28 protein-coding genes and 1 tRNA gene are annotated in these 26126 nt (G+C 64.2%); 14 read left to right on the top strand and 15 right to left on the bottom strand.

Annotated elements, in window-relative coordinates:
• Positions 1–16: 16 nt before the first annotated feature.
• Both JHC79_RS11010 and JHC79_RS11005 read left to right on the top strand, forming a co-directional pair.
• Positions 17–850, top strand: coding sequence for a spermidine synthase (locus tag JHC79_RS11010; RefSeq protein WP_296390588.1), 834 nt, complete (start codon positions 17–19; stop codon positions 848–850).
• Entirely contained in the window at positions 847–1578 is a 732-nt protein-coding gene (locus JHC79_RS11005) for a 2-phosphosulfolactate phosphatase (protein WP_296390586.1), read from the top strand. Before JHC79_RS11010 ends, JHC79_RS11005 begins: the two co-directional genes overlap by 4 nt.
• Positions 1579–1590: 12 nt before the next feature.
• On the opposite strand, the gene JHC79_RS11000 is transcribed toward JHC79_RS11005, so the two are convergent.
• Entirely contained in the window at positions 1591–3021 is a 1431-nt protein-coding gene (locus JHC79_RS11000; protein WP_296390617.1) for an acyl-CoA synthetase, read from the bottom strand.
• Positions 3022–3132: 111 nt separating this feature from the next.
• On the opposite strand from JHC79_RS11000, the gene JHC79_RS10995 reads away from it, so the two are divergent.
• Positions 3133–4245 carry a hypothetical protein gene (locus JHC79_RS10995; protein ID WP_296390584.1) on the top strand — a complete coding sequence of 371 codons (1113 nt, stop codon included), beginning with the start codon at positions 3133–3135 and terminating at the stop codon, positions 4243–4245.
• A gap of 24 nt (positions 4246–4269) precedes the next feature.
• Here the strand turns inward: JHC79_RS10995 and JHC79_RS10990 are convergent, their stop codons facing one another.
• The gene (locus JHC79_RS10990) at positions 4270–4962 is read right to left on the bottom strand and encodes a cation transporter (RefSeq protein WP_296390582.1); all 693 of its coding nucleotides are present in this window, start codon (positions 4960–4962) and stop codon (positions 4270–4272) included.
• Positions 4962–5288 (bottom strand): metalloregulator ArsR/SmtB family transcription factor, encoded by a 327-nt coding sequence (locus tag JHC79_RS10985; RefSeq protein ID WP_296390580.1) that lies wholly within the window; start codon positions 5286–5288, stop codon positions 4962–4964. The genes JHC79_RS10990 and JHC79_RS10985 overlap by 1 nt, the downstream gene beginning before the upstream one ends.
• Positions 5289–5356: 68 nt before the next feature.
• Here JHC79_RS10985 and JHC79_RS10980 point away from each other — a divergent pair, with 68 nt between their 5' ends.
• On the top strand, positions 5357–6091 hold the full coding sequence (locus tag JHC79_RS10980) for a DUF429 domain-containing protein (protein WP_296390578.1): 735 nt from the start codon (positions 5357–5359) through the stop codon (positions 6089–6091).
• A 20-nt stretch (positions 6092–6111) separates the two neighbouring features.
• On the opposite strand, the gene JHC79_RS10975 is transcribed toward JHC79_RS10980, so the two are convergent.
• The 4 genes from JHC79_RS10975 to JHC79_RS10960 all read right to left on the bottom strand — a co-directional run bounded on the left by JHC79_RS10975 (position 6112) and on the right by JHC79_RS10960 (position 10368).
• Positions 6112–7011 carry a YdcF family protein gene (locus tag JHC79_RS10975; protein ID WP_296390576.1) on the bottom strand — a complete coding sequence of 300 codons (900 nt, stop codon included), beginning with the start codon at positions 7009–7011 and terminating at the stop codon, positions 6112–6114.
• Positions 7012–7179: 168 nt separating this feature from the next.
• Positions 7180–8502: an MFS transporter gene (locus tag JHC79_RS10970; protein ID WP_296390574.1), complete on the bottom strand. Its 1323-nt coding sequence runs from the start codon at positions 8500–8502 to the stop codon at positions 7180–7182.
• A 93-nt stretch (positions 8503–8595) separates the two neighbouring features.
• Entirely contained in the window at positions 8596–9363 is a 768-nt protein-coding gene (locus JHC79_RS10965) for an ABC transporter permease (RefSeq protein WP_296390572.1), read from the bottom strand.
• Positions 9364–9399: 36 nt separating this feature from the next.
• A complete protein-coding gene (locus tag JHC79_RS10960) occupies positions 9400–10368 on the bottom strand; it encodes an ATP-binding cassette domain-containing protein (protein ID WP_296390569.1) in 969 nt (322 codons plus the stop codon).
• Between the two features lie 152 nt (positions 10369–10520).
• Between JHC79_RS10960 and JHC79_RS10955 the strand changes: the two genes are divergently transcribed.
• Positions 10521–11495 carry a YafY family protein gene (locus JHC79_RS10955; RefSeq protein WP_296390615.1) on the top strand — a complete coding sequence of 325 codons (975 nt, stop codon included), beginning with the start codon at positions 10521–10523 and terminating at the stop codon, positions 11493–11495.
• Between the two features lie 22 nt (positions 11496–11517).
• Here JHC79_RS10955 and JHC79_RS10950 read toward each other — a convergent pair whose 3' ends face one another.
• Both JHC79_RS10950 and JHC79_RS10945 read right to left on the bottom strand, forming a co-directional pair.
• Positions 11518–11988, bottom strand: coding sequence for a DUF5994 family protein (locus tag JHC79_RS10950; protein ID WP_296390568.1), 471 nt, complete (start codon positions 11986–11988; stop codon positions 11518–11520).
• 5 nt (positions 11989–11993) lie between these two features.
• Positions 11994–12131 (bottom strand): hypothetical protein, encoded by a 138-nt coding sequence (locus JHC79_RS10945; protein WP_188490059.1) that lies wholly within the window; start codon positions 12129–12131, stop codon positions 11994–11996.
• Positions 12132–12804: 673 nt separating this feature from the next.
• Between JHC79_RS10945 and JHC79_RS10940 the strand changes: the two genes are divergently transcribed.
• The 3 genes from JHC79_RS10940 (at position 12805) to JHC79_RS10930 (ending at position 15096) form a co-directional block, all read left to right on the top strand.
• Entirely contained in the window at positions 12805–13296 is a 492-nt protein-coding gene (locus tag JHC79_RS10940; RefSeq protein WP_296390565.1) for a hypothetical protein, read from the top strand.
• Positions 13296–14216 carry a hypothetical protein gene (locus JHC79_RS10935; protein ID WP_296390563.1) on the top strand — a complete coding sequence of 307 codons (921 nt, stop codon included), beginning with the start codon at positions 13296–13298 and terminating at the stop codon, positions 14214–14216. Before JHC79_RS10940 ends, JHC79_RS10935 begins: the two co-directional genes overlap by 1 nt.
• A 211-nt stretch (positions 14217–14427) precedes the next feature.
• On the top strand, positions 14428–15096 hold the full coding sequence (locus tag JHC79_RS10930; RefSeq protein ID WP_296390561.1) for a hypothetical protein: 669 nt from the start codon (positions 14428–14430) through the stop codon (positions 15094–15096).
• On the opposite strand, the gene JHC79_RS10925 is transcribed toward JHC79_RS10930, so the two are convergent.
• Complete coding sequence (locus tag JHC79_RS10925) at positions 15093–15584, bottom strand: DUF4145 domain-containing protein (RefSeq protein ID WP_296390614.1); 492 nt, start codon at positions 15582–15584, stop codon at positions 15093–15095. The genes JHC79_RS10930 and JHC79_RS10925 overlap by 4 nt on opposite strands.
• A gap of 355 nt (positions 15585–15939) precedes the next feature.
• Positions 15940–16821, bottom strand: a complete 882-nt coding sequence (locus tag JHC79_RS10920) for a hypothetical protein (protein ID WP_296390558.1) — start codon at positions 16819–16821, stop codon at positions 15940–15942.
• A 192-nt stretch (positions 16822–17013) separates the two neighbouring features.
• On the opposite strand from JHC79_RS10920, the gene JHC79_RS10915 reads away from it, so the two are divergent.
• Complete coding sequence (locus JHC79_RS10915; RefSeq protein ID WP_296390556.1) at positions 17014–17238, top strand: hypothetical protein; 225 nt, start codon at positions 17014–17016, stop codon at positions 17236–17238.
• Here JHC79_RS10915 and JHC79_RS10910 read toward each other — a convergent pair.
• The 3 genes from JHC79_RS10910 to JHC79_RS10900 all read right to left on the bottom strand — a co-directional run bounded on the left by JHC79_RS10910 (position 17228) and on the right by JHC79_RS10900 (position 19799).
• Positions 17228–17497, bottom strand: a complete 270-nt coding sequence (locus JHC79_RS10910) for a hypothetical protein (RefSeq protein WP_296390554.1) — start codon at positions 17495–17497, stop codon at positions 17228–17230. The genes JHC79_RS10915 and JHC79_RS10910 overlap by 11 nt on opposite strands.
• Before the next feature lie 256 nt (positions 17498–17753).
• Positions 17754–18194, bottom strand: a complete 441-nt coding sequence (locus tag JHC79_RS10905) for a hypothetical protein (RefSeq protein ID WP_296390552.1) — start codon at positions 18192–18194, stop codon at positions 17754–17756.
• Between the two features lie 300 nt (positions 18195–18494).
• Positions 18495–19799: a site-specific integrase gene (locus JHC79_RS10900; protein WP_296390550.1), complete on the bottom strand. Its 1305-nt coding sequence runs from the start codon at positions 19797–19799 to the stop codon at positions 18495–18497.
• Between the two features lie 256 nt (positions 19800–20055).
• Between JHC79_RS10900 and JHC79_RS10895 the strand changes: the two genes are divergently transcribed.
• The 5 genes from JHC79_RS10895 to JHC79_RS10875 all read left to right on the top strand — a co-directional run bounded on the left by JHC79_RS10895 (position 20056) and on the right by JHC79_RS10875 (position 25848).
• Entirely contained in the window at positions 20056–20331 is a 276-nt protein-coding gene (locus tag JHC79_RS10895) for a hypothetical protein (protein WP_296390548.1), read from the top strand.
• Positions 20332–21104: 773 nt separating this feature from the next.
• A complete protein-coding gene (locus tag JHC79_RS10890) occupies positions 21105–21494 on the top strand; it encodes a hypothetical protein (protein ID WP_296390546.1) in 390 nt (129 codons plus the stop codon).
• A gap of 55 nt (positions 21495–21549) precedes the next feature.
• On the top strand, positions 21550–24354 hold the full coding sequence (locus JHC79_RS10885; RefSeq protein ID WP_296390544.1) for a phage/plasmid primase, P4 family: 2805 nt from the start codon (positions 21550–21552) through the stop codon (positions 24352–24354).
• Between the two features lie 538 nt (positions 24355–24892).
• Entirely contained in the window at positions 24893–25264 is a 372-nt protein-coding gene (locus tag JHC79_RS10880; protein WP_296390542.1) for a hypothetical protein, read from the top strand.
• A complete protein-coding gene (locus JHC79_RS10875; RefSeq protein ID WP_296390540.1) occupies positions 25261–25848 on the top strand; it encodes a hypothetical protein in 588 nt (195 codons plus the stop codon). Before JHC79_RS10880 ends, JHC79_RS10875 begins: the two co-directional genes overlap by 4 nt.
• Before the next feature lie 194 nt (positions 25849–26042).
• On the opposite strand, the gene JHC79_RS10870 is transcribed toward JHC79_RS10875, so the two are convergent.
• Positions 26043–26115: transfer RNA gene (locus JHC79_RS10870), tRNA-Val, on the bottom strand.
• Positions 26116–26126: the final 11 nt, after the last annotated feature.

The following is a 26126-nucleotide window of genomic DNA, read 5'->3' as shown; positions in this document are numbered from 1 at the left end:
CGATAGGGTCGGGCGGGTGGCGAGCCGTCGGAACACCGGACCGAGCGCCGGCGTCTACCCGATCGACACCGGGACCTGCGCCATCATCCGCGACGACGACGGCGCCGGGTGGCTCGTCGAGGTCAACGGCGTGCAGAGTTCGCACATCGATCCCGACGACCCGCGTCGCCTCGATTTCGAGTACATGCGGTGGATGGTGGCGGTCATCGAGTCGCGACACGCCCGCGACGAAGCCCTGCGCGTACTGCATCTCGGCGCGGGCGCCTGTTCGCTCCCCCGCTACCTCATCGACGCCTTTCCCCGTTCGCGACACGTCGCGGTCGATGTGGACGCGGCACTGGCCGAGCTGATCCGGGAACAGTTCGACCTGCCGCGAGCACCGGTTCTGCGCGTGCGGGTCGGTGACGCGCGGGCGGTGACCGAATCGCTGACCGACGACAGTCGTGACGTGGTGATCCGGGACGTGTTCGCGGGGGCCGTGACACCGCCGCATCTGACCACCGTCGAGTTCACCGCCGAGGTCCACCGGGTGCTGCGACCGAACGGTCTCTATCTCGTCAACTGCGCCGACACCCGCGATCTCGCGCACGCCCGCGCCCAGACCGCCACCGTCGCCGATCGTTTCGCCAATGTCGCGATCATCGCCGACCCCGCCATGCTCAAGGGCCGGCGCTACGGCAACGTCATCATCGCCGGCAGCGACGGCCCGATGGAGTCGACCCCCGCACTGGTCAAACAACTGCTCGCCGGCGCGGTCCCCGCCGGGATCCGTGCCGCAGGCCAGGCGGCCGAGTTCGCGCGCGCCGCGGCACCCCTCACCGACGCGACGGCCGGGGTGGACGGGCGGTGAGCGGCCGTGCGCTTCTGGACTGGGGTGCCGCCGGTGCCCGCCATCTCCCTCGTGATGTCGGTGTCACGGTGGTTGTCGACGTCCTGTCGTTCACGACCACCGTCGGCATCGCGTGCGAGCGGGGCATGACGGTGTTGCCCTACCACGAGTACGAGAACGCACAACGATTCGCCGACGAGCACGACGCGGTACTCGCGCGGCGTCGAGACCGACACGACCGCAGCGCGATCTCGTTGTCGCCGGACAGTGTTCGACGGTGCGTCGATCCGCCGGCTCGACTGGTCCTGCCGTCCCCCAACGGTTCGACGATCTCCCAACTGCTCGGCGGCGGCGGCCGCGCGGTCATCGCGGCGTCCCTGCGCAATGCCGACGCCGTCGCGGCGCACGTGCACCGCGATCACCCCGACACCGTCGTGGCCGTCATCGCCGCCGGCGAGCGGTGGGAGGACGGTTCGCTCCGTCCCGCGGTGGAGGCCCTGTGGGGCGCGGGGGCGGTCCTCGACGCGCTCGCACGCCGCGGTCGTCCGGATCTGTCGCCGGAGGCCCTCGCAGCCGTGCATGCGTGGCGGGGCGCTGCCGCCGACGCGTCGCGGACGCTGCACGACACGGTCACCGGTCGGGAACTGGACGCGCTCGGATTCCCCGACGACGTCCGGGTCGCCGGTGAGATCGGCGCGTCGACGGTGGTCCCGGTGATGGACGGCGACGTCTACCGGGCCGCGCGGTGAACGAGCCGCGCGTCAGCCCTCGATCAACAGCTTCTTGACCACCTTGCCCATGGCATTACGGGGCAGGTCGTCGACGAAGCGGATCTCCCTCGGACGCTTGTGCGCCGAGAGCGACTGCGCCACATGATCGATGAGGCTTCGCGCAAGCACGTCGGGGTCGGTCGGGTCATCCGACGACCGCACCACGAACGCGACGATCCGCTGCCCGAGATCGTCGTCGGCGACACCGACCACGGCGACCTCGTCGACGGATCCGTGACCGAGCAACGACCCCTCGATCTCGCCCGCGCCGACACGGTAGCCACCGGACTTGATGAGATCGGTCGACATCCGTCCGACGATCCGGTGCATGCCGTCGCCGTCGATGAGGGCGGCGTCCCCGGTGGCGAACCACCCACCCGGCAACCACGACTCGGCCGTCGCATCAGGCCGGTCGAGATACCCCGACGCCACCATCGGCCCGCGGACGAGCAGTTCGCCGACGGCCTCACCGTCGTGGGGCAGGTCGGCCCCGGCGTCGTCGCGCAGCCGCGTCTGCACCCCCTCGACCGGTAGGCCCACCCACCCGGGCCGCCGCTCTCCGTCGGCACGCGTGCTGATCGTGATGAGGGTCTCGGTCATCCCGTATCGCTCCACCGGCTCGTGGCCGGTCAGCTCACGGAGGGACTCGAACACCGACGGCGGCAACGGCGCACTCCCCGAGACGAGGAGCCGGGCCGAGCGCAGCGCCCGCGCGTGTTCGGGTGCGGCGGCCACCCGCGACCACACGGTGGGCACACCGAAGTAGATGCTGCCGGGATGGGCCGCGTAGTTCTCCGGGGTCGGCTTCACGGTGTGCACCAGGCGTCCGCCGATCCGCAGGGGTCCGAGCAGCCCGAGGATCAGTCCGTGGACATGGAACAGCGGCAGCCCGTGCACCAGCGTGTCCTGCGATGTCCACTGCCACGCCTGCGCCAACGCGTCGATCCCGGCCGCGATGGCCCCGTGCGTCATCACCACACCCTTCGGCGGGCCCGTGGTCCCGGAGGTGTACATCACCATCGCCGGGGCGCTCGCCCGCGGCTGGGGGTGTCGGTGCCACGACCGGGCGTAGAGGCGCACCGGGATGTGCGGCCGACCGCACGCGTCGGTCGGTGTCGCACCGAGCCACGCCTGTGCGCCGGAATCGTCGAGGACGTGCCGCAGTTCGGCCGTGCCGCTGTCGGGTGCCACCGGCACCACGGTCACACCGGCCATGAGCGCGCCGACGACCGCGATGGCCGTCTGCATCGACGGGACCGCCTCGATCGCGACGCGATGGACGGCGCCGAGACGTTCGGCGGTCGACGTCGCGGCACCGACGAAGTCGCTGCGCGAGAACACCTCGTCGCCGATGGTGATCGCGTCGGGAACATCGGAACGGCCTGCGACGACGTCGGGGGTCAGGAGTGGGAGAAGCACCAGATCACTGTGGCACACCCGCACCGGGCGACTCGGTGAGCGCCTGTCGAGGCGACTCTGTCGGTGCCCGATCGTAGGGTCGCCACAACGTTCCACCGTCACCTGGGAGTCGCCATGTCCTTGCCCCTCACCGACGTCGAGTTCGACGACGAGATCGATCGCGCGTGGTCGCGATTCCACGGGTCGCTGGTGTCCCGCCTGTCCGAGATCACCGACGACGAGGTGGTGGCCTTCCGGCGGGAGCGTGCCGACGCAGACTCGACGCCCGACCTGACCGTGCGTCGCCTCCACGCCGGGGTGGTGTGTGCGGTGCTCACGATCGACGCCGACATCGAGCAGACCGCACTCGCCGACGGATGGTCGCGGACCGGAGAACGCCATCTCACCGGACTCGGGTCCTCGCAGGCGCCGGGCGATCTCGTGGACTCCGTGATCGTGGTGGCCCGCACCATCTGGGGTATCACCCACCCGAGCTTCCTCCGAGCGGTGCGCTCGGTCCCCCCGATCACCCCGGGGTCACGGGCCGCGGCCATGGCCGATCACCCGGCCGGCGGGATCGGACGGACCGTGCGGCGGGTCGTGCACGAGCGGTTGGCCGGGTCGGTCGAGGTGGACCACTACCAGGCCTTGGAGCTGCGGTATCCGGATGCTCTGGTGCAGCTGCAGCTGTGGGAGGTCGAGCGCAGCGCGCTGCTCTGGACCACCATCCGGGGCGTGGTGGATCCGGGCGGTCTGGACACCGCGCGAGCGATCCTCGACGGGTGGCCGGGGCTCGAACTCGTCGCCGAGGGCACACTCGTGGACGTCGAACTCGCCGTCGACCTCGGCGACCGTCCGACGCGATCGATGATCTCGGCGCTCGACCGCTGGCATGACTTCATGCGGGACGGGTACCGCGCAGTCGTGGAGGCACTCGTCCGCCCCGGCGACGACACCCCCACCGAGGTGCCGTCCGCTCTGCGCGCGGTGATCAGCCGCCACCGCGACGACCGGCGCGTCGGGTCCGACGAGTGGGACGATCTCGTCGGACTGGATCGCTCGGAGCTCTTGGACTCGCTCGACCTGTGCCGACGCCGGTCGATCTCCTGGATGAACTGGGCCGACCGGCGACGAGGTGCCGGTGACGCCGATGGCAGCGCGACCGCGTGCCGCGAGGCGCAGGTCTGGGACGCGACCTACGCGACGGTCGGCGCCGCCTTGCGGATGTCGGTGTCGCCGAACGCATGACGCAGGACCGGTCGACGGCACGGGTCAATCGCAGCAGTCGCACCCCGTCGTTGTCGTGGTCGGTCGCGGGGTCGGCAGCGCACAGCACGCGTCGCCCTTCCACGCCGCCCGACCCTCACGCACCGCGACCGCCGCGATCACCAGGGCGGCGATCGGATCGGCCCACGACCACCCGAGCGCACTGTTGAGCACCAGACCGACCAGCAGGACCCCGGACAGATAGGTGCAGAGCAGGGTCTGCTTCGAATCGGCCACCGCAGAGCGTGATCCGATCTCGCGACCGGCCCGGCGTTGCAACCAGGACAGGCCCGGCATCACGACCAGGCTCACCGCGGCCAGCCCGATCCCGATCCGCGAGTGCTCCGCGTTCGACGTGCCGAGCAGGGAGGCGACCGCGTCGACCGCGACGTAGACCGCCAGCGCGAAGAACGAGACCGCGATGATCGTCAGCGCGGTGCGCTCGCGCCGCTGCGGGTCGGACGTGGAGAACTGCCAGGCGACCGCCGCAGCCGAGGACACCTCGATCACCGAGTCGAGCCCGAAACCGACGAGCGCCGTCGACGACACCCGCGCGCCCTCGGTCAGGGCCACCGCCGCCTCGATCACGTTGTAGGCGATGGTCACCGCGACCAGGATCCGGATACGCCGGGACAGCAGGCCCCGTCGCGTGTCCGTCGGCGACGCGGGCGCAGGCGACATCGCGGCGTCCTGCGACATCAGCAGCACCCGCCGGCGGAGTCGGCGCAGCAGGCCGGGTCCACGGCGAGCACGACGGTCAACAGATCCGCCATCGCCCGTCCGATGGCCGGGTCGGCGACCTCGTATCGCGTACGTCGTCCCTCGGGGACCGCGACGACGAGACCACAACCACGAAGGCACGCCAGGTGATTCGACAGCTTCTGTCGGCTGACCCCGAGGTCGTCGGCGAGATCGGCGGGATACCGCGCGTGGTCGGCCAGCGCGAGCAGGATCCGGGTGCGCGTCTCGTCGGACAACGCATGGCCGAACCTCGCCAGCACGGACACGTTCGTCGCGACGTTCATGACCGAGGAATGTACAGCAGAATCTGTATTCAGAGAACCCTGTACTGCGATCCCGCTAGCGTGTGGCCATGCGAACTGTGGGTGTCGACCTCGCCGCGGAACCGGCGAAGACCGCCGTCGCCACCATCGACTGGCAGCGCGGACGCGCGACGCTCGCCGACGTCCGACTCGGCGCGACCGACGACGACCTGGTCGCCGCCTGCGAGGGCGCGGCGCGGGTGGGCATCGACTCGCCGTTCGGGTGGCCGGATGACTTCGTCACCTTCATCTCCGCCCATCACCGGCACGACGCCCCCACCCACGGGCCGCTGAACACCCGCGCCGCGCGTGGGCCCCTGGTCCGCCGGACGACCGACGACGTCGTCCGCGAACGCACCGGCCTCATCCCGCTGAGCGTCTCCGCCGACCTCATCGCCCATGTCGCGTTGCGATGCGTCGGCGTCCTGCACGCGCTCGGCGTCACCGACCGGGTCGACGGCCGCGCGGTGGAGGCCTATCCGGCGGCGGCTCTGTCCACCTGGGGGTTCACGTCACGGGGTTACAAGGGCCGCGCCAACGACGCCGTACGACGCACCCTCGTCGGCCAGTTCACCGACGCCGCACCATGGTTCGATCTGGGGCCGTACGACGATCTGTGCATGCGCAGCGACGACGCGTTCGACGCGGTGTTGGCCGCGTTCCTGGCTCGCGCCGCGGCGATCGGGCGGACCCACCTGCCGACCGGTCCACAGCGCGCGGTGGCGGTTCGCGAGGGCTGGATCCATCTGCCCGACATCGCCCTGCCCGACCTCGCGACGGCCTGACCGCCGCGAGCGAAGTCCGATCAGCGCCCTGCGGGCAGGCGGAACGTTCGTGTCACGTCGAGATAGATGCCGCGCTGCGCGTCACGCGTGGGTGGCAGGATCTCCGACGTCCATCCGTTGAACTGGGTGGTGGTGCCCACCACCGGCACGCCGGCCACGATGAAGTCGGCGACCGCACGACGGAGGTGGTTGGCGCTGCTCACGATGATGGCGTTCCCCCAGCCGCGCGACTTCATGATCGCGGCACTGTTCAGGGCGTTCGCCACGGTGGACCCGGCGCGGGTCTCGGCGACGATCCGGGAGGCGGGGATGCCGCGTCCGACCAGCCACCTCTTCATCGCGGCCGCCTCGGTGACACCGTTCTGCGGTGCGCCACCGGTCACGATGACCGGGGAGGACGGTGCGATCAGGGCCTGCACCCACGTCTTGGTCAACCGCTCGACGAGTTCGGGTCGCATCGTGCCGTTCGGCAGCAACCCGTACCCCAGCGCCACGATGGCCGTCCGCGGACCGATGATCCCTGGCAAGGGGTTGGGAACCGTCGCGATTCCGGCTCCGATCGCGCCGAACACCCCGCCGACACCGCGCGCCGTGGCGGGCGAGACCGTGTTGAGACGTGCCAGCGCAGCGGCCTTGGTCGGGAAGTCGTAGGCATAGTCGGCCCAGATGGCCTGCAGCGCAAGCGCTTGGCTGTCGTTGGGAGCGATGCGCACCAGAGCCGCCAGGTCACCGAGTCCACCGGCGACGTTCCCGTTGGAGAACTTGCTCTGCGCGGAGTTGTAGAGGGTCACCGAGGGGGCCGGCTTCGCCGACGCGGGCGCGGGCGCCACGAGAACCTGGGTTGCGCCGACACCGGTGGTGATGACCGCCAGGGCGCCGATCACCAGGCCGAGTCGGCGGACGCGGGACCACAACTGCATGACGATGCTCCTCCGAGGTGGCGGACGGCCACGACCGTGACGGCCGACGGTTGACGCGGGCGTCGTTGCGCGCGGTACCGGGTCAGCGACCCGGAGACGTCCACGAGACTACTGGTGCCGGTGGGGCCGAAGAGCTCAGAGTAGTTTCATATGCGTAACAAATGTGCATCACGCCGACATGTCGACCACCGGTTTGCCGGGTGCCGATTCACCCAGTGAGCGTTCGGGTTTGCGCAGCGCGGCGCACAGCCCGGCCGCAACGACGCACAGCCCGGCCGCGACATAGAACGCCAGGTCGTAGCGGCCGTCGGCGTCGCGGACATAACCGGCGCCGAACGCGGCAACGGCCGCACCGAGTTGATGCGCGGCGAAGACCCAGCCGAAGACGATCGGGGTGCGCTCGGCAAAGTACAAGCGGCAGAACGCGATCGTCGGCGGAACCGTCGCCACCCAGTCCAACCCGTAGAAGGTGATGAACACCCAGGTGCTGGGCTCCGCGTGCGGTGACAGCAGAGTGGGCAGCGCCACCAGAGAAACCCCACGGCCGAGGTAGTAGACGACCAGCAGGATGCGCGGGTCGACGCGGTCGGTCAGCCAACCGGAGAACACCGTTCCCGCGACATCGAAGATCCCGATGGTCGCCAGCAGTCCGGCCGCGACCGTCGTGGGCATGCCGTGGTCGCCGGCAGCAGGGATGAAGTGGGTTCCGATGAGCCCGTTGGTGGTCGCGCCGCAGATCGCGAAACTGCCTGCGAGTAACCAGAAAGCGCGCGTGCGAGCACCGATGAGAAGACCGTCGAACGCCACGGCGAACGAACCCCGCGGTGGCCCGGTCACCGTGGTCACGGACGTGGGCGTGGCCGACTCGACGTCGCCGAGCGCGCGAAGACCCCTGTCGGCCGGGTGATCGCGGATGAACACCACGACCGGGACGATCACCACGAGAGCAGCCAGAGCCACCACGACCGCGGCCCACCGCCACCCCGATGACGTGCTGATCCGGGCGACGACAGGCAGGAAGATGAGCTGACCGGTCGCGCTCGCGGCCGTAAGGATCCCCGTCACCACTCCCCTGCGCTCGACGAACCACCGCGTTGCGACCGTGGCCACGAAGCCCATGGAGATGGCACCCGTGCCGAGCCCGACCAGGACACCCCACAGCAGGATCAGCTGCCAGCTCGCCGTCATCACCACGCTCAGGGCCGTACCGGAGGCGATGAGGGCCAGCGCCCCCACCAGTACCGGTCGGATACCGAATCGGTCCATCAACGCCGCGGAGAACGGCGCCGTGAGGCCGAACAACGTCATGTTCACCGACATGGCCGCGCCGATCGTCGCGTGCGACCAACCGAATTCCATGTGCAGCGGGTCCATCAGGACACCGGGCACCGACCGGAACCCTGCCGCGGCCAGGATCGCCAGGAAACTGGTGGCCGCCACCACCCACGCCCAGTGCACGCGGGGGCCACCGGTGGCGGGCTCTGTTGTCATCGCGCAATCATGTCCTCCGCGACGCAGATGGTCTACAGGCAGGAGTGACGTCGTTCGCAAATATCGCGCCACTCGGGTTCGCCCGGTGTCCCCTCACTGCCGACCGGCGGACCCGACACCCCGGATCCCCACCGCGAGACCCACGACCGCGACCGCGACCGCCGCGATCACACCCTCACCGACGATGCACAGATCGAACGATCCGCTGAACAGGCTGCGCTCGGCATCGACGACGTACGCCAGCGGGTTGACGTTCACCAGAGCACGCATCCATCCCGGCGCCGAGTCGAGTGGCAGCATCGTCCCGGACAGGATGAGCAGCGGGAACATCAGCGTCTGCTGTACGGTCCAGAACACCCAGTCCTGTTGGCGCACAGCGAGAGCCAGGCTGTAGGACAACGCACCGAGTCCCACGCCGAAGATCCCGAGGATCGCGATCCCCACCACCGCTCCACCGACATCGACGCCGAACCCCAGCGGCAGACCGATGGCCAGGATGATCACGGCCTGCGCAGCCAGCGGGATCATCTCCTTGACCGCGCGGCCGATCAACAGCGATGACCGCGCGAGCGGTGTCACCAACATCCGCTCATGGCTCCCCTGCTGCATCTCGGCCAGCAGATTCGACCCGGTCATCGACGTCCCGAAGATCGCGATCATGACCAGGACACCGGGGATGAACCAGTTCCACACGTTCCCGGATCCGGCTCCGGGTACCGATTTGAGCAGGGGGCCGAACAGGGCGAGCAGGATCAATGGCTGTACGAGACTGAAGATGACCGTGAACGGGTCACGAATGGTCGGTCGCAGCTCTCGGATCATCACGATCGAGCTGTCGCGGGCAATGGTGGATGCACTCATGGTGGGCTCCTCGGGTTCGCGGTGGGGATGGATTGCTCAGGCGGCTGCGTGTTCGCGCAGGCTTCGGCCGGTCAGGGACAGGAAGACGTCGTCGAGTGTGGGTCGGGAAACGGTCGCGGAGGTGACCTCGACGCCGCTACGTCGTGCCTCGAGGATCAGACGTGGGAGCAGATGTTCCGCGCCGGTGGCGACGATCTCGACGACGCCCCGGTCACCGAGTACCTCGACACCACGTGTCTCGATGAACCCCTCCGCGATCCGGGCGATCTCGCCGAGGTCCGCGGTCACCACCCCGAGACGGATGCGGTCGCCGGCGAGGGTGTCCTTGAGCGTCGCCGCCGAGTCGTCGGCGATGACCGTGCCGTGATCGACGACCACCACCCGCTCGGCCATTGCGTCCGCCTCGTCGAGGTAGTGGGTGGTGAGCACGATCGTGGCGCCGGTCGAGCGGCGCAGGGTCCCGATGTGTTCCCACAGGTTCGCGCGACTCTGTGGATCCATACCGGTGGTCGGCTCGTCGAGGAACAGGATCGACGGACGGTGGACGATCCCCAACGCGATGTCGAGTCGGCGGCGCTGTCCACCGGACAGGGTGCCGACCCGGCGGTCCACGAGATCACCGAGGTCCAACGCGGCCACGAGTTCGTCCGCGCGACTGATGCTGTCGCGCTTGCCGATACCGAAGCAACGCCCCTGGGTGATCAGTTCCTCGCGCACCCGCTGGTTGTGACCGGCGCCGTTGCCCTGACCGACGTAGCCGATGCTGCGCCGCACCCGTTCCGGCTCGGTGGCGACGTCGTGGCCGCCGAGTCGTGCCGATCCGGAGGTCGGCCGCAGAAGCGTGGTGAGCATCCGCAGGGTGGTCGATTTGCCCGCGCCGTTGGGCCCGAGCAACGCGACGAGTTCACCGTCGGCGACGTCGAGTGAGATCCCCCTGACCGCGTCGACCCTGCGCTTGCCCTGTGTGAACGTCTTGGTGAGCTCTCGTACCTCGATGGCTGCCATCTTCTGCTCCTGTTGTCGGCGTCGAATCCTCGGCGAGGTCTCGATGACCTGCTGCGATGAACGCTATAGTCCATTGAGGACGCTTACGGTCCTCAATGGACCGATGCTCGTGGTGGGGCGCAGACACCTTCGAACGAACGGAGCACGACATGGTGATGGAGACCTCCGCGCGGTTGCTGCGGCTGTTGTCGTTGCTGCAGATGCGACGTGACTGGTCCGGCGGCGATCTCGCAGCACGACTGAACGTGACGACGCGAACGGTGCGACGCGACATCGACCGGCTGCGCGAACTCGGTTATCCCGTCGACGCGACGGTGGGCGTGGGCGGCGGATACCAACTCGGCGCGGGCGCGGAGATGCCACCGCTGCTCCTCGACGACCAGGAGGTGTTGGCGGTCGCTCTCGGATTGCAATCGGCGGCAACGGGTTCGGTCACCGGTCTCGACGACGCGGCCATCCGGGCGCTACAGAAGCTGCGACAGGTGATGCCGTCGCGGCTGCGGCACCGGCTCGACTCACTGCAGGTCGACACCGTCACGTCGCCGGCGTCGAGGTCATCGGTCGACGCGGGCACCCTCTCCGACATCGCGGCGTGCTGCCATCGGACCGAGCGGCTGCGTTTCGACTACCTCGATCGGTCCGAACAGGCCAGTCGACGCGAGGTCGAACCATATCGACTCGTGCGCAGTGGTTCTCGCTGGTATCTGGTGGCGTGGGACATCAGTCGGGAGGACTGGCGATCGTTTCGCGTCGACCGGATGACACCGAAGATCCCCACCGGCCCGCGGTTCACACCGCGGCCGCTACCCGAGGGCGGAGCCGCGGCCCACGTCGCGGCCAGTATCGGCGCCCTCTGGCGGACGACGAGCGCGCGGGTTCGGATCCACGCGCCGATCGAGGATGTCGCACCGATGGTCGACGGCGACTGGGGCGTGGTCGAGACCGGTGACGAGAGCAGTTGTGAGATAACCCTGTTCGGCACGTCGATGACGTCGATCGCCCGATGGCTGCGTGCGTTCGGCACGGACTTCACCGTGGTGGATCCGCCCGAGCTCGCCGACGAATGCGTCGAGGTCGCGCGCTATCACGAGCAGATGAGCCGGCGATACCGGTCCGCGGTGTCCTGATACGAGAACCGGCCCGTCGTGCTCAGTGGGTCTTCGCGCGTCCGTCTGCCGCCTGCGTCTGGGCGCTCTGCACGATTCGACGCGCGGCCATGTGCGCTCGGGTGTCGAGGAGGTCCATCGGGATCGGTAGCGCCACCGCTTCGCGCAGCACCAGGGTGGCCAGGCGCACCGAGGTCCGAAACGGTATGAGCAACAAGGTTATCCGGCGAAGACTCCCGGTGATGACCATCAGATGGAGATCGATCGACGCCGGGGTCCCGGGATGGGCCGGGAATTCGGCGGCATTGAAGTTGGGGAAGGCGGACGTGTTCGTCCAGTTGACGCCGATGCCCTCCACCGCACCGACACGCGACGCGAGCGCCAGCATGAGGTGCGGGAGTTCGCCGGCGACCCGATTGGTCTGCGGCCACCACGCTCCGTCGACGTCGCGTCCCGCGACTTCCGACAGGGCAAGTCGAACCGGCTGTGCGCTGCGCCGATCGACCTCACCCACGGTGATCAGTGGTCAGAGGCGGAATGCGGATGCTTGTCCGCATTCTCGGCGTCGGAGAAGGTGGGGTTGCGTACCGACGCGTCGCTGGACTCGGCGGGCGCCTCGGCCACTGCCGTGTGCGAGAAGAGTTGCGTGTAATCCATGGTGATCCTCACAGGGCGCGAAGACATGCGCCGCTTGTTTTCAGAGGCGACGATCGAAGGATGCCGACCGTCACGGGGTTGAGACTTCCACCGGATAGCCGGCAGATGGTTGAACCTGTTCCTCACGCTACACCGGTGGCCCTCTGTGCGGACGATGTGCGACACACCCGGGTGTCGTGGATGACGACGATCAACCGGTCGACGGAGACAGATGGTGCGCGCAGAGGGATTTGAACCCCCGACCGCTGGTGTGTAAGACCAGCGGTCCCACGAAAAGCTCAACCCGCTCCAACCGGAGTCCGAACAACTTTTAGCGAATCAGAAACAGCTTTGAGCTGGTCATATAGTACGCCAGTCTTCGATTTGGACGAACCTCGACCGAACACACACAGAACCCCGAAGTAGACCCTTCTGCGGTCCCATTGCGGTCTCTGCGATCTCGTCCTCGTATATGACCCGGTCAGACGTCCAGATCTGCGCGAGATCAGTAACCGACTGCCCGCGTCCGGTCGGAACCCGCAGTAACAGTTGCACCAACTCAAGTCAAAAGCCATCCTAACTACCGCCTCTGAACTGCGCTAATAATTTGCTCAAATCCTAGTCATCAACTGTCCCAACGTATTTGGTATGTCGAAACTTGACAGCCACGCACGCGCGCGTAGAGATTAGCCACATGACCAGGCAAAACCACCCGACAGCATCGGCGATCACCGCCGCCTGGAACCCGTTCGCGGAAGCACGCCCACCCCGATCACCGTTCGCAGACATCCCCGACTCAGAGCGCCTCGACCCCAACCACCCACTCATCGCCCTCGCCGCCCGCGCCGTGACCGCCGAAGGCCTGCCAGACGCCACATGGGACGCGCTCAAAGCAAAACCCATCCACGTCTACGGCCACGTCATCTCTCGCGCGCGCCGTGCGTACAACATTCACCGCCGCGACCAATCCGCCCAAGGCCTACCCCTCGACCCAAAAGCCATCGACCGCATCCGTGACGACGCAATCGTCGCGCTGACACGCCTCGTGCCAGCCCACCAGCGCTCCGCAGACGGCGAACTAGCCAAAGTCATGCAGGTAGTCGCCGATCGACCACCACGCCCCGGCACCGGCGCTGGAGCATTCCGCCGAGCACTGCGCGCGCGGACCACAACAAAGGACACATAGTGAAACCGTTCACCACCAGAACCAACCCCGCGCACTCGACGCTGGTGCCCTACGAGACCGCACAGCGCACGCTAGAGCTGTTGGACAAGCTCATCGAAACCGCCGCCGTGAACCCCTCTGTGTCCGTGATGGGCGCACGCGCTGACATCGGATACACAGCATCAGAAGAAGCCGACCAACTCGCCGACGTCGACCACATCCGCACCCACGGAGGACTCAAACTCACCGAGGCACTAGCTGTCCTTACCAGAGGTAAAGACAATGCCGCAGTCACCGACGAACAGCGCTACGAAGCGACCGCGAAACTCTTGGCCGGTAACACCCCCAACCAAGCCAAAGAACTTCGCCGACTCGAAAACCAGATCCGATTCTTCCGCAGCCGAGAAGCCGCCCAGCGACTCCGCACACTCGGAGACGACATCGTCACCGGACTCCTGCAGCCGTGGGTGGAGCGCGTCATGAGCGAGCTGAAGCCACTCGCCACCGTCCTCTCTGAAGCCGGGTGGGAAGGCATCTACGCCGCGCAGGACTTTCAGCGCGTGAACTTTGACGCTGACGAAGACCTCACAGAGAACATCCGCGCCCACGCATCGATGCCGCAGAAAGTACGCGTGCACTACGAGATCCTGCGCGCCCAACAGCTGACAGCCGAGCTGGAGCACGTCGCACTCGTCGCCCACGAACTCCGTGACCACGGATTCATCGCCCGCGCCGCCGACGAGAACTTCCCCGAAGCTTGCTACGGATGGCGACATATCGAACGCGCACCCGTATCGCGATACACAGCGCACACACCCGAGAGCGCAGCACTGTGGATCGCCGGAGCCATCACAGCCGGAGCCGAACCCGCCGCCCTCACCGCGAAACAAGCCGAAGCCGCGCGACCAGCCCCGGCACCCACCGAGGTCAAAGCCTCATGAGACTTGCGGATCGATCTGCGTCAACTGACGGGACAGAGTTGGTGCTCATCAACCCGGCTAAGGATGCCGAACACTCCCTGTTCGCGGACCTCATAGAGATTCTCATCCCGCGCTACGCATCCTGCGCAGACCGATCCGCAACCCCAAACCCGAACCAGCGCAACACATCTAACGAGGTACAAACATGGCCCACTTCCTAGACAGCGTCACCGTGATCGAACACTCCGGAGAGTGGACATTCGGCACCAAACTCCCGATCGAATATTTCGATCGCGCGTTCGAAACAGGCCTCTCCGACATCTGCGAACCAGTGCCATTCGTCGAAGGACCCGACGTCGAGTTCGGTGAAGATACCCTCCCCGTCGCGATCCTCGGCTACGCCAAAGCGCCCACCCGATGCTCACCCGAGGACTTCGCCGAGATCGTCGACACGGCCATGCGCAACGCCGTGGAACACCAGGTGTCGAAACTGTTGTGGTTCGGCACCGACGTCACCGACGACTACGACCTCTACCTCACCAACCCCAGCATCCCCACCGTCGACCGTGGAGCAACCTACTTTGCCACCGTCGCCAAAGTGCTCGAACGCGCCTACGCCGACAACCCGCACATAGATCCGTTGCTGCACTTGGGATTCGAAGCCGCCATCGTCATGGGAATCGGACTCAACAACCTCGCAGTGCCGTTTACCACCGCCAGCGGCTACCCACCAGACGCCGTCGCAGTCACCGACCGCAACAGCGCCAGCGGAGTCGTGGTGCACTTGTCACCCATCGAGACCGTGACCAGCGTGCAGACCGACATCAACCGCCGACAGGTCGAAACCTCACGCTTCGCAGCAATCGAATTCGATCGCATGCGCGTGGTTCGGGCCACCTAAGATTCGACCGCGCGTCGCGTGGTTGGCATGGCGTTTTTGCGGCGCGCTGGTTGAACGAAGAGAAATTCGATAAGTTGGCGAGTAAATTCACGCAAGTCGCTTGCTTGTTCTGAAGTAACATCCTCAAACTGTTCTTGGTGCGCACCGGCATTGCCGGTCAATCGCACATGATGCGCCCATTCAGTGAAGTCGTTAAATAGCGTTCCGTCGGTTCCCATCTGCTGAATAGTTAGAAACAGTGTGTTTTTACTATTCGCTTCATCTGAACCCTTAATTTGAACAATTGCAGCAATCGCATTTCTAAACATTGCGACCGCCGCATTGGGGGCAGAAACCGCAGCGCATCTGCATCCTTCATCAAACGGATTCTGGACCTCGACTGGAACTACATCTGGCAATGAAAATTGTGTATTCGGCGTCGGCCACCAATGTACAGCTTGGTAACGAGTGGGGATTTTGCTCTGCAAGTAAAGATCATTGCGGTACATTTCGAACACCGCAATTCCGTTGCCACATCCCATGCATTCTAGGCGCGCTACTTGCGATTTTGGAGTCCCGTGATTGACGGTTGGACTTAGGGGTAAGACGTCCAAAACGTTAAAAGCGCTACGGTAGCTACACACAGGGCATCGGCCGTTTGGTTCAGCCGTGTCGGGGAGTCGATCCGGGTCCTGGATTGTGTTCTCAGTGGATGTCATGCGGTCGAGTATCTCCCCCAGTACCGACATGAGACTCGACTTCGACGTCAACCACCCGGTCAATCGGGGTACACCTCAGTAGACGTCTGCCCTAGCCGTACGTTGATAGCTGCAGATGCCTGCCCGGGCAAGGCGGCCTCTGGCTCTACTGTGACGACTCGGTGGGTGGCGTCGGCCCTTCGTCATTGGCCTCCGATGAGTCCTGAGCGCCTCGCCCCGACTCCAACTGCTTTGGTGGCCCTTTCTCCAATTGCCTTTGCTCATCCTTCAAAACCTCGACCTGCTCGATAATCTTGTTTGTGTTTGTAAGGATGCCAGCAACGTGATCCGTTCCCTCGTCGACCGCACCAACAAAAATCAAACTCGCAGCCATTGCTTTGATAATTGTCTTCTTGATGTTCTTAGGCAGCTTTTCACGAACAAGTGCTCGATCACCGGCCATCAGCAATTGGTTACCTGCCATAGCGACAGGTTCGATACCGAGGTGTCTAATCTGGCTTGCTAGCCATATAAGTTCATCTAAACGGCGATGAATATCCCGGGCCACATCCGATGGTAGAGAATCTTTTCCAAGTACGCCGTTCCACATTTCTATTAGTTTGTTGAGTTTTATTTTGACATCAGCATTCCATTGTCCTCCGGCGATACCCGCATACTTTAAGTTGTTGCCAAGTCCGCGAAGCTGCTTCAATACCTCGATATTGGGAAAGAGCTCAGAAGCGGGGTGACCCCAGTCGCCCGGGAAAATGACTCCGCGATACCACTGATTCGTATACTCGCTGTAGTCGGTCCATAACTCAGAATTGACGCGCAGGCAGGTGCAAACTGAGGAGAAAAGACCCACTACCTCAGCATGCAACCGGGTGAAATCAACGCTCTCAGCTGGCACGCCGAGCGCAGCTTGCCACCCATCGGTTATCGACGCCGTAGGGTTGCTGATCGCGATAGTGCTGAGGATGTTGTACAGCGCCGTAGCCGGATTCGCTGGAATGGTCTCTACTGTGGATTCAGTCGCATCGGGGGACATGGTGTAAGTATTGCTCGCTGTCTTGCATCCGGTTCCACGTTCGAACGTTTCACACGATCGGTTGATCAGCGCGGAGCCGGTAAAGCCGGAGCGACCCCCACCGGCATCACGCCGACGGGGGTCCCTAGGAACCGGCTTCCCTCCGGCCCGAAGCGACGCTACGACGGAGCGCCGACATCTACGCTCCGGTGTATGGCAGAGCCGATCCTCGAAGACGACCAGTGGCGCAACCTCGACGAATACATCAAGTGGCACGACCGCCTACGGGACGCACCCGACGGCGAACGTGAGCTGGTGCGATTCATCGAAGAGATGCATCGATTCGCAGTGGTCTTACCGAATACATCCATCGGCATTGCGCTTGCCAACGTCCGTAAGAAGCTGGCAGAGGACGACAACCGGTCACCTACGAGGTAGCCCCGACACCAGGCCACAGAGCCCCGTAGGCCGTCCAGAAGTCTTCGTCGGTCACCTTGCCTGCGTACCGCGCCGAGTACAGCGCAGAGACGCTCTCAGACAGCGGCATCCGATCCGGATCGCCCTCGATCTCTTCGTAGGTGCGCAACCGAGGACGTGACAACTTCGGACGTGGGTTCTCGGCTACATGCGCCACGAGATCCGCCGCCGACCACTCGCCATCAACGAGACGCCGAATCAATTCGAGATCGTCAGTCATGAGTGCCTCCACCTCTATTATCGCACGTCAGAGACCCTGCGATAGCGCTTCGACCGACCCCACGCCGCCTCGATCTGCGGCACGTCATCCACGTGGTGGGTCAGAGCCACGACCACACCGCGAGGCGAGTCGAAGACCTTCGTCGGCATCTCACGATCCCGCGCCCAACGCAGCGCATGCATCGCAGCCTCACGGTCAGCGAAGCGAAGCCACCAGACACCCCAGCTCTGACGTGACCACGACGCAGAGGTCACCGCTAGTCGTACCCTCGTTCAAACCGACGCCGCGCGCGCTGACTGCGCTTCAGCTCCAGCCACTGACCCGGTGACCCGAAGTGCTCCGATGCTTCCCGCCACACCTCATGACGACGCACCAATCGCCGCGCCACACTCTGAGTTCTCAGCGCCTCGGCGCGTTCGCGCCACGACGACGTCGAAGTACCCACACGACCAACCGACGCCGTCAGACCGTCACCGTCGTCATCCCACAGACCGGCCCGACCCTCGACCAGTGACCGCGCGATGACACCTAGAGCGCTGATCTCGCTCATGGTGTGACTCATCGCCACCCGAACCGAGCCGTCGGCGCATGGCCGCGACACCACCAAGATCTCCTCAGTGATCCCGAGACGCCCGAGCGTCTCATTCACGTCGTCGACCCGCGCTTCGACCGCTTTTGCCGCCGCGAGATTGCGCATTGTTGTCACCGGACGTCTACGACTCATCGTGATCACCGACCGTCCACGCCGACACGTCATCAGCGTCTAGAAGCTCAACCATCCGCCGACCCGACCGCAACGGATCAGCCGTCCAGACGAAGCCGCCCCTGTAGCCCTTCTTCGCCAGCAAGACGCCCAGACTCCCGTCGGCATAGGACAGGTTGGGACCAACCGGCAGAATCCACCGACCGTCGTCTCGCTCCGCCTTCAGCCGTCGGCGTGCAGCCGCAGCATCACCCGGTGCTAGATCACCCATAGGTACATCTCCAATCGACGCGCTCAGCGCGCCATCTGAACGACGACACCGTCGTCGTCATCGTCTGCACGTGCGAGGTCCTCGTAGACCTTGCTCAGACTCGCCGCAGCCGCACCTAGGTCCTCCGCGAAAAGGTTGCTGTACACGTCCAGCGTGATCGACGGCTTTGAGTGTCCTAATTGACGTTGCACCACATGAACACTCGCACCAGCGCGCACCATCGTGGCCGCTGCGCAGTGACGAAGATCGTGCGGTGAAATCGTCGCCTTGCCCTCAGAATCCACATGCCCCGCAGCAATAGCAGCGGGGTAAAACACCCGCCGATTCCAGTTCGTGCGCCGCAGCGGACGCGATGGCCCCTTGGCATCACGACCGCCTAGCTGAAACACGTATTCCTCAGCACCACGATCGCGGCACAGCGCCACCAGCCGGTCTGCCAACACCGGCGGATAGCTCACAGTCCGCTCCTCACCCGACTTCGGCGAACCAATTACGAGGTTGCCTCCCACCTCGACCACATTGCGCTGAATCCGCATCGTCTTGCGCGAGAGATCTACGTCCCCGACCCGCAACCCCGTCATCTCGCCGAACCGCAGACCCACCATCCCCAGAGTCAGGATCACGGTCTCAGCCTCCGAACCGGTTTCGCTTTCACCAGTCGCAGCCCGAGCTAGCGCAAGTAGTTGTGGAGCGTCCAGCACAGTCAAGTCATGCGACGACGAGCCCTTCTTCGGCAACTTCACACCAGCCGCAGGGTTTACCGACAACCGACGGTCCGCCAGCGCCATTGCCAAAACCTTGTTCAATACACCCCAGCACGCGTGCTTCGACGACACCGACATCGGTGAGCCATCAGCGTTCGCTAGCCCGCTCACCCACGTCACGATGTCCCCGTGCTCGACATCAGACAACCGCATCGAACCCCAATACGGTTCTACGTGAGTTGACCACCGATTGAGATACCCCGCGCGAGTGGACGGCTTCAGCGACGACGACGATGCCACCCACTTTTCGCCCATCTCTGCCACCGTCATCGACGACCGATCCGAGTGCACGTAATCGCGCCGAGTCACAGAGGCCATCTGTTCGTCTAGCCAGATCTTGGCGTCGTGCTTCCGCTCGAAGCCCTTGCCAACGTCACGACCATCGGCATCGACGAAACGTGCCTGCCAACGCAGACCCTTTTTGTGGCGCGACGTGGGAGCCTTCGTCGTACCGCAGCACTTCTCACCGCCGTCGAGATCCTTGCGCGAGTGCCACCGATCAACCACACCCGAACGAACGCCACGCTTCACCGTAGGTCGCTCACCGCCGTTTTGAACTGTCATCGTGACTCCATCGTACTTTCGAAATTCGTTGTCTTACTTGATTATCACATATCTGGACCGCTGGTTCTAGTGCGGTCCGAACCCAAAACCGGCGTCACTAAATTTGCAACTAGGACTAAATACGCTGGTGGAGAACATTTTTGGTGTCAAATAGTTGCATAACTCCAGGTCAGAGTTTTATTTCACACTTGCAGAACGACCGGGCGCGGGCCTAACTTCGGCGGTGTCAGACCACCACCACAAAGGAACAGCAAGCATGACAACACCACTACGAACCATCGGCCTCGGACCCGTCATCGATGACGCCAGCGAGATCACCGAATCCACACCCGACAGCGCCATCGTGTCTGTAGACGTCTGCGCGCAGCTAACCGGCTACACAGTGTCCAGCCTGCGCAAATTCCGCGAAGTCCGACGCGGGGGACCAACGTCGTTCGTCCTCGGTCGGGTGGTCCGATACAAGCTCGGTGACGTCCGAGACTTCGTACAACGGGCCTACGACGAAAGCAACGTCGTCACCACCACGAAGTAGGTGACGAGACCGCGCGCCGACTGTTTGACGCACGTATCTCGCCGCCCACAAACGAAGATGTGAGTCCGACACATTGGATTTTCATCTCCACCCACCAGAATAGCCACTCTCAACCGACGACCACACACGAGCGCGGATCATCAAACTAGCTCTGACGTAACGTATTTCAGTCTCTCGAAATTCGCTACACATACGTGTCGGTTGTACTCTGACCATCAACCAACCTCCACGCGAAGGAACCCCCGATGCCAACACCCCGACCACAAACCGATCTAGAGGCGCAGCTGCGAAGCGTCCAAGGCACCCACGCCCGGTCATGCCGAACCTATGGATACGACGCGCCCCGGTCGATTGAACTCCGCAAACGCCTAACAGCACTCGCAGCGGTCAACAATCTCGCAAAACGCGTCGCAACAACGGAATTCACCCGCGCCGAGCGCTCGCTACTCATCGAGATCGCAGCAGGAGCAAAGGTCCGCGACGAGAGCATTCGCAGCGTCGCCGCATGACGTAACCACCAAGCACAGCACCAGCACGACCGCACACATCGTGCACACCCATGACATCCAAAGAAAGCGAGGTCCCCGTCCGACGCCACCTAGGAGCACGACCACATGGAAACCGAACCCGTACTCGATCAATGGGTCCAAAGGCTTTTCGACACAGCCATCATCAGCAACGGTGAACCGACGCACCACTCCGGCGAGTGCCCGACCTCAGTGGCAGACGACCTAGCCCTCACCGCACAGATCGCAGACCGATGCATCCGCGACATGAACCGCGACATCAGCACACTCCGCACCCACGTCGGGCACCCCAAGCGAGTTCTCGACAGACTCCGCGACTTCATCGCCGACGACACTCACGACCCACGCGTCGGAGACTTTATCGCCCGCCAAGCCGCCACCCACGCATGGATCACCACTGGATTGACGACGCGCACCCTCACCGCGAGCGAGGCCCGCACACTCACCACCGGCATAGACGCCGAGCGCCGCGACGTCTACAACCACCCGGATCTCGCACGTGGAATCTGCTGCATCGTACCCGGGCTCATCGCCCGACTAGCCGCAGAATTCGCCACACCAGAGGCATGGGAACAGTTCCGCCGACAAACCCGCGACCGAGGAAACGCCATCCGTTCGTCGCCGGAGGCCACATGACATGAAAAAGCGCCGCCGATCCCACCAACAAGGATCGACGGCGCTTCACCGGTAAATGCGAGGTCCCGCTCACAAGAACACCGCCTTCCAGTGTAGGTGGTCACGAGGATCTCGGCAACGAAACCCAAACCTACGCATGGAGATTGATCAAGTGCCAGACACCAACCACACACCCGAGCCACCACGAACAGGCAACCTCGACTTTCTACGCGACGGCTCATCCCCGAGCGCACCCGAGCCGGTGGTACCCGAGGACGACATCGATTTCGATCCCGCCGAACTGGAGATCGATCTTGGTGTCCCGGACCCGATCGACAACCCGCCACCAACACCGTCGGTAGCTGCACCCAGCGAGATTGCCGCGCACTACCCACCGGCGCTCCTACGTGACGACCCGAGCATGCGCACCACAGCCTCCATCCTCGCCTCAGAAGGCTTTCGACTCGTACCCACAACCTCGGTAGCCACACCCAACCGCCCCGGTGTGAACGCACAGAAAAACCCCGGATCGCTCATAGGGAAGAACTGGCACGAGAAGGCATCCGCAAACCCCGAAACACTCGACGCGTGGTTCTGCGAAACCGGCACCACCGATCCCGACGGAAGACGCCGAGGCCTCTACCGCGCAGTGCCATGGTCAACGATGGGAATCGGCTACGTCGTCGGCCCCGACCACGTCGTCGTCGACATCGACGATTCGGACTCGGTACCCGCCCACATCTGGCCGTACCTCGACACCTGCAGCCGTTACCAATCGACCAGTGCCAACGACTCCAAGCGCGGGCACTACGTCTATCGCAAGCCCACCGGCTATCACTTCGCCAGTGGCGGCATCACGGCGACACCAGGCAAAGGTTCACCCGGAGAAATTCGCACCGGGAACTCCATCGCAATCAGCGCACCCACCCCACACACCAAAGCCAACCTCGGACGCCGATACCAATGGCAACGCACCGGCTGCATTGAAGTCATGCCGCCCGAGGTGGCCGAATGGTGCCAGAGCCGCCACAGCGCAACCACGTTCAACGGCCACACCATCACCAGCTCCGCAGCAGACATGCACGACCTCGACGAGTTTTGCGCCACCACCACCACGGCCAACCACCCCGACGTCGTCAACGGACAAACCGAGTTCCTGCGCGCACAGGTGTACACAGTCGGACTAGCACTCCACCCCGCAGCCCTCAACGCCACCGTCAACGTTCTGGCGCTGGCCGCACACGATTACTGCACCGGAGTCGACGCACTCACAGCGATGCAACAAGCCTTCGTCGACATCCGCACAGACACGAGCCGGCCCGGTAACCACGCCGACGAAGACGCCGCCGAAACCGAGTTCCAAGGCATCGCAGAATGGGCACTCGGACGCGTCCGAGCACACCAGAACGTAGACCCCGAGGGATACAAGTTCCACGTCGCGGCACAAGCCGAATCTTGGTACGGCATCAAACACGCAATCCCACGACCACCCGGATTCACTGAAGACACCACACCACTCATCGTTCCGTCACCACACGTAACGATGGACTCCGCACGCCACCTCACCGCAACGCACTTCACCACCGACGGACACACCACCCTCCGATTCTGGAACGACCGATGGCTCCGGTGGCGAGACGGCTACTGGAACGGCATCGACGAACACCAGCTACGGCAAACCATCTACGCCGCATTCGAACACGCTCGATACCTCGAAGAACCAGGCAAGCCCACCAAGGCATGGAACCCCAACCGCAACAAGGTCACCAACGTCATCGACGCCCTACGCGGCATCGTCCTCCTCGACAGCGCCGTACAACCCCCCAGCTGGCCCACAGGCGCACCAGCGGGCTATCCAGCAGAAGAACTACTGGCACTGCGCAGCGGATTGCTGCACTTGCCCACACGCACCCTGCACCCACACACCCCCGCCTACTTCAACCTCAACTCGTTGAACTTCGAGTACGACACCAGCAACACCTCACCCACCGAATGGCTACGGTTCCTCGAATCCGTCTGGCCCGACGACCCCGAAGCCATCGCAACACTTCAAGAATGGTTCGGCTACGTCCTCTCCGGACGCACCGACATCCAAAAGATGATGCTCATCCAAGGCCCACCCCGATCCGGCAAAGGCACCGTCGGACGCATCCTCACCGAACTCATCGGAAACGCCAACGTCGCAGGGCCATCACTGAAACACGTCGGGATGAACTTCGGACTCGAAGGCCTCATCGGAAAACAACTCGCCATCGTCGCCGACGCCCACCTCAGCCGATCCGCGAGCGCCATCGACATCATCGAAAACCTCAAAGCCATCTCAGGCGAAGACGTCCGCACCGTCGACCGCAAAAACAAGACCAGCTGGACCGGACGTTTCCCCACACGGTTCATGATCATGGCCAACGAGCTACTCAAACTCGTCGACAACTCCGGTGCGCTCGCCAGCCGATTCATCATCATCACCATGGCCACCAGCTTCATCGGACACGAGGACATCGGACTCACCGACCGACTACTCGAAGAACTGCCCCAGATCCTCTCCTGGAGCCTGCAGGGATACGACCGCGTCGCAGCTACCGGCACCATCACCGAACCCGCATCGTCGCTCTCAGCCAAGAACATGCTCGCCGTCATCGGATCACCCATCAAAGAGTTCATCGACGATTGCTGCACCGTCGCCGAGGGCGCGGAGGTCAACACCGTTGAACTCCATCAGGCCTACACACAGTGGTGCGCCGACCAAGAAGTCGACCACCCCCAAGACGGCGCGATCTTCGGTAAGTCGCTCAACGCCGTCAACCCAACCATCAAACGCGTCGACCGCCGCAGTGGAACCACACGATGGCGCGCATATTCCGGAATCCGACTCGGTAGCTAGCCAAAATCACTTGGTGTCACGGTTTTTGAGAATGACACCAGCGTGACACTGGCTGACACCAGCAACAAACTCCACGTACCGGTGTCAGGAATCTGGCGTAGTTACCAGGTCAGAGGGTTACAAGTACCTCTGACACCAGTAGACACCAGCAAAACACTATTGAGGCTGTAACTTTCTGATTCTCTACACACGCACCACACACACATACGTAGTAGGTGGTGGTTTGACGTTTTTCCGGTGTCAGCCGGTGTCAGACCCCGATAAGTCCAGCTCAAAGGGCATAAATGGCGAAAGTTTTACCGGTGTCATGCCGGTGTCATGCCGGTGTCAGAGCACCATCTACCGGTGTCAGACCGCCAAAACCCCCGATCCATGCGCGCGCTTGCCAACTGCGCGCGCGCCCACCCCTCGCGTGCGCGTGCACGAGGAGGACCACCTCGACCACAGTCACCGACACCAGCAAGCGCACGCACGCGCCCACAGACCAGCGCCGACGACACACCCGCGCAGCTGGTGAAACGACGTCACACGGAGGACAATGGACACCATGAACCCGCGCTACACCTACACGGTGCTGAAGATCGGACGCACCGCAGCACCGTTGCGCGCCAACACCTCTGACGTCACATATGCATCTCTCGAATCAGCAAGCGCCGTAGCCGAGCGCGCGCACCCGCTAACGTGGGATAGCGGGTTCACGCCCCCAGAGGGATACCGCACTGCGCGAGTCACCACACCGAAAAACCGGTGCCGACAGATCCTCATCGTGCACCCGGTGAGCGCCACACTCGCAGAGATCCTCGACGCGTGGCACGCCGCCGCGAACCAAGCCATCAACCTCAGCGCGATTCGCCTTACCCTCCGCGCCGCCCAAGCACGGAATAGTACTCACGAAAGCCGAACCGCATGACCGACCAATTCTCGTTTTCTCTGGTGCACACCAGCGGTCACCCCTTCGCGCTATCGAAGCTGACCTACGACCTCGAAGCCCCCGACTCGGTCCCACTGGTCACCACCGGAGCACCCCGATACGCCAGCAAGCTCGAAGCCATGGCCGCAGCCGAAAACGCGTCCCCACCAGAGCGCGCCACCAAGTGGACCCCCGCACTCACACAACAGATACCGGAGCTGCGCGACGAATGGGTTTTCGGCACGACGATGTCAGCCGACTATGCCGCTCTCGTATGTGTGCACCCCGCCGCCGCAGACTTCGATCTCGTAAACGCCGCCTGGACGCTTGTGGTGCGCAGAGTGCTTGCACCACAACAGCGCCCACAAACCCGCCTATCCGACATCCTCACCGGCCCAGAACGCTACGAACTTCTCAGATACGCACCTGCACCACGGTTGATCACACGACAGCAGGCAGACCACGCCAACCGCATACGCGCCAAGGGTGGCCGCGCACCTATCTCACTTACACGCCTCAATGCCCTTGTTACTACCAAGTGGCATCGAGCAAGAGCACAGGCACAGCAAGCGCACACCAGCTGACCTACCCACACCCACACTCTCCCCGCAACGCACAGGATCTAGCCACGCATGCGCGCGCTCAGAGCCAGTACTACCTACCCAAGTCGAAGACATCGAACACACTCGAAGCAAAGTGCTGCGGTCTCTCTGCGGTCCGACATCGAACTCGTTTACCAAATGAACGATCCGCAGGCCTCTGACCTGCACTAACACTGTGCGCGTAGAGGGATTCGAACCCCCGCCAGCTGGTGTGTAAGACCAGAGCTCTAACCACTGAGCTATACGCGCTGATGGCGCGC

Origin of the sequence: Williamsia sp. (genome assembly GCF_016462415.1) — a bacterium.
In the GTDB taxonomy this organism is placed as follows: domain Bacteria; phylum Actinomycetota; class Actinomycetes; order Mycobacteriales; family Mycobacteriaceae; genus Williamsia_A.
Note: the sequence above shows the minus strand (reverse complement) of the source record. Positions and strands in the feature narration are given on the sequence as shown.